Origin of the sequence: Candidatus Erwinia dacicola (genome assembly GCF_001756855.1) — a bacterium.
Classification (GTDB): domain Bacteria; phylum Pseudomonadota; class Gammaproteobacteria; order Enterobacterales; family Enterobacteriaceae; genus Erwinia; species Erwinia dacicola.
The window spans coordinates 1-2,426 of record NZ_MAYS01000136.1 but is presented as its reverse complement, the minus strand read 5'-3'; the positions used below and the strand labels follow the sequence as shown (position 1 = coordinate 2,426).

At 52.6% G+C, this 2,426-nt stretch carries 2 protein-coding genes and 3 pseudogenes; 3 read left to right on the top strand and 2 right to left on the bottom strand.

Going from position 1 to position 2,426, the window contains the following annotated elements; genetic code table 11:
• Window positions 1-47: 47 nt before the first annotated feature.
• Window positions 48-203, top strand: a pseudogene (locus BBW68_RS17575) (IS30-like element IS30H family transposase); the annotation flags it as partial.
• A gap of 125 nt (window positions 204-328) precedes the next feature.
• Here BBW68_RS17575 and srmB read toward each other — a convergent pair.
• The gene (gene srmB / locus BBW68_RS04175; protein WP_070134131.1) at window positions 329-1,657 is read right to left on the bottom strand and encodes an ATP-dependent RNA helicase SrmB; all 1,329 of its coding nucleotides are present in this window, start codon (window positions 1,655-1,657) and stop codon (window positions 329-331) included.
• Between the two features lie 102 nt (window positions 1,658-1,759).
• Here srmB and BBW68_RS20535 point away from each other — a divergent pair.
• A pseudogene (locus BBW68_RS20535) lies at window positions 1,760-1,907 on the top strand (tRNA(1)(Val) (adenine(37)-N(6))-methyltransferase TrmN); the annotation flags it as partial.
• A gap of 184 nt (window positions 1,908-2,091) precedes the next feature.
• Window positions 2,092-2,175: pseudogene (locus BBW68_RS15730) on the top strand (IS1 family transposase); the annotation flags it as partial.
• Between the two features lie 8 nt (window positions 2,176-2,183).
• Here the strand turns inward: BBW68_RS15730 and BBW68_RS04165 are convergent.
• Window positions 2,184-2,426, bottom strand: a 243-nt coding sequence (locus BBW68_RS04165) for an integrase core domain-containing protein (RefSeq protein WP_148127533.1), incomplete at its 5' end; no start/stop codon positions are given.

The following is a 2,426-nucleotide window of genomic DNA, read 5'->3' as shown; positions in this document are numbered from 1 at the left end:
CTAAGAGGCAAAGATTCTTTCTCAGTGAATCAGGCTCTTACTGATAAATTCGACAATACTTTCCCAAAAAGACATGCCTTGCCCAATATACTCAACATGAGCTGGATCAGGTTGCAGCTCAGCTAAACAACAAACCGAGAAACATACTGAAGCTCAAAACACCGAAAGAGATAATTGAAAGGGGTGTTGCGTTGACAGATTGAATCTACAGTTTAAGTCTACAAGACCTGAGTCCTGTGGAATTTAGAACTCTTGCAAGCCGCATAGGGGAATAGTCCAACTATCGGGGTTCAGTTCACTCGAGGAGGTTTTTTGTTATGCAGTGTGATTATTCCGCATTGTCAGTTTTCGCTGCGCTTGGCTTGCGGCGCTTACCGATGTTTTTGGTATCGCGATGGCGCTCTTTAGCGCGCGGTTTCTCTTCAGCCTTCTCTTTTTCTTTCGGCTGCTTACGCTTTTCCAGCACTTTCTTCGTCGGTTTGCCTTTCAGCTTCTTATTCGGGGCGCGGGTGGTCGGGCGCAGCTCATCGATGGTACGCGGTTTCAGCGGCTCTTTGATGTAGCGGCTGATGCGGCCCAGCAATATGTTGTCGTGGGCTTCCACTAGGGAGATGGCGATGCCTTTTTTGCCTGCGCGACCGGTACGTCCAATACGATGCAGGTAGGTATCTGCGGTGACCGGCATATCGAAGTTGAACACGTGGCTGACATCGTCGATGTCGATGCCGCGTGCGGCGATATCGGTGGCCACCAAGATGTTAACACGGCCTTCAACAACGCGTTTGATCGCTTCGTTACGCTTGGTCTGCACCAGCCCCCCCTCCAAGTAGCTGGTGTTGATGCCCGCTTCACGCAGCCAGCTGCATAGCTCGTGCACACGCTCGCGCTTGCGCACGAACACCACGGCACGGGTCACTTCCGGCTGCTTCATCAGGTTGATCAGCAGTGCTGTTTTATGCTTGATGTGGTCCGCGCGGTAGTACCACTGCTGGATTTTTTTACGCTCGCGGCGTGCCGGATCGGCTTCAATCTCGATCGGCTCATTCAGGATGCGTTCTGCGAAGTCTTTGATCGCTTTGCCTTCCAGCGTGGCGGAGAACAGTAACGTCTGTTTGCGCCAGCGGGTTTCGGCGGCGATGGTTTCGATATCCTGAACGAAGCCCATGTCCAGCATGCGGTCGGCTTCATCCAGCACTAGCGTTTCCACCGCGAGGCAGTCGAAGTTCTCTTCTTTAATGTACTGCAGCAGACGGCCGGTCGTGGCGACCACGATATCCTGGTTTTCGTTGAAAACTTCGGCGTGGTTCATAAACGCCACGCCGCCGGTGATGGTGGCGATATCAAGGTGCGTATGTTTCGCTATCTCACGCGCTTGGTCTGCAACCTGCATCGCCAGTTCACGCGTCGGGGCCAGGATCAAAATGCGCGGCGGGCCGGACTTCTTACGCGGGAAGTCGAGCAAATGTTGCAGCGCAGGCAGCAGGTAGGCCGCAGTCTTGCCTGTACCGGTTGGTGCCGAACCCAGAACGTCGCGACCCTCCAGTGCTGCCGGAATAGCACCTGCCTGAATGGCAGTAGGGCGAGTGTAGCCTTTCTCCTGCAGGGCTTGCAGTAAGCTCTCGTCAAGTTCAAGTTCAGGAAAAGTGGTTACAGTCATGGTCTACCTCAGTTTGGGGCGCTGATTATAGACTGATTGAGCGCGATCTTCATCTGTTGTTTGTGTCGAGTTAATAACTTTTCCTTCATCGCGGATTGTCCTATCCTAGCGCCATTTCCCTTTCAGGTCAGTCAAATAAATGTCATAATAGAAGGTCATTCTTCGCGCCAACGGATTTACCTTTAAGCAGTTTTTTGTTGCTCACGATCGCTGTGCGACGAAGGTCGGCACCGATGGCATGCTGCTGGGCACCCAATGGCATTCGGTTAAGCTCTTGCCGGAGCATGAAAGGAATTCTAGCGCGTTCTGGGCCGCATAGATTTTCGTGGGTAATGCTTCCCAAGTCTCTCTCGTTGAGACAGGCCAGTAAGCCCATCCGGGTAATGCTACCAACTTACTGATTTAGTGTATAATGGTGATTTTGAGGTGCTTCAGTGGCTTCCATTTCCATCAGTTGTCCCTCCTGTTTAGCTACTGAAGGCGTGGTGCGTAACGGTAAAAGTACTGCCGGACATCAGTGTAGTGGTCAACTAATACTGGCCACAGCATTAGACTGTAAGTAGTACAGCCGCTCAGATTCGTTGGGCGTCAGACCGCCGTTATACCAGTGGGGCCTGATAGCGCTGTAATATCCCGTTATATAGCGGATTATCGCGCCCTGGGCTTCGCTGAAGCTGTTATAGCCCTTCGTCGGCACCCATTCGGTCTTCAGGCTCCGGAAGAACCGCTCCATAGGGGCGTTATCCCAGCAGTTTCCCCGTCCAGATAT

Coding starts and splice junctions, on each gene's coding strand:
- srmB (WP_070134131.1), bottom strand. CDS start 1,657: ATGACTGTAACCACTTTTCCTGAACTTGAACTTGACGAGAGCTTACTG.